Genomic DNA, 665 nt, shown 5'->3' with positions numbered 1-665 from the left:
ACGACGCTGTTGGTCGACGAGAGGCCGGTGGACAGCGAGGTGATACCCGTCGAGGTCGAGGTCGACAGCGACGTGATGGAGCTATTCGCCGACGAGAGGCCCGTCGAGGTCGAGGTGGACAGCGACGTGATCGAGCTGTTGGCCGACGAGAGGCCGGTCGAGGTCGACGTGGACAGCGACGTGATGGAGCTATTCGCCGACGAGAGGCCCGTCGAGGTCGAGGTCGACAGCGAGGTGACGGAGCTGTTGGTCGACGAGAGGCCGGTCGACAGCGAGGTGATACCCGTCGAGGTCGAGGTGGACAGTGACGTGATCGAGCTGTTGGCCGACGACAGACCCGTCGACGTGGAGGTCGACAACGACGTGATCGAGCTGTTGGCCGACGACAGACCCGTCGATGTGGACGTGGACAGCGACGTGACCGAGCTGTTGGTCGACGAGAGGCCGGTGGACAGCGAGCCGATCGAGCTGGTGGCCGACGACAGGCCGGTCGACGTGGAGGTCGACAGCGAGGTGATCGAGCTGTTGGCCGACGAGAGGCCCGTCGACGTGGAAGTCGACAGCGACGAAATGGCGCTGGTCGCGGTACCGACCTGCTGGGCGACCGAATAGAGCTGGCTGCCGTTGATCGCGTCGGTACTCGTCGCGGTCACCTGGCCCGCGGC

Annotated in this window: 1 pseudogene; it reads right to left on the bottom strand. The window is 65.7% G+C overall.

Going from position 1 to position 665, the window contains the following annotated elements:
• Positions 1-653: pseudogene (locus tag GQ56_RS47380) on the bottom strand (ESPR-type extended signal peptide-containing protein); the annotation flags it as partial.
• Positions 654-665 lie beyond the last annotated feature (12 nt).

The sequence above is a fragment of the Burkholderia paludis genome, from assembly GCF_000732615.1.
GTDB classification, from domain to species: Bacteria; Pseudomonadota; Gammaproteobacteria; order Burkholderiales; family Burkholderiaceae; genus Burkholderia; species Burkholderia paludis.
Note: the sequence above shows the minus strand (reverse complement) of the source record. Positions and strands in the feature narration are given on the sequence as shown.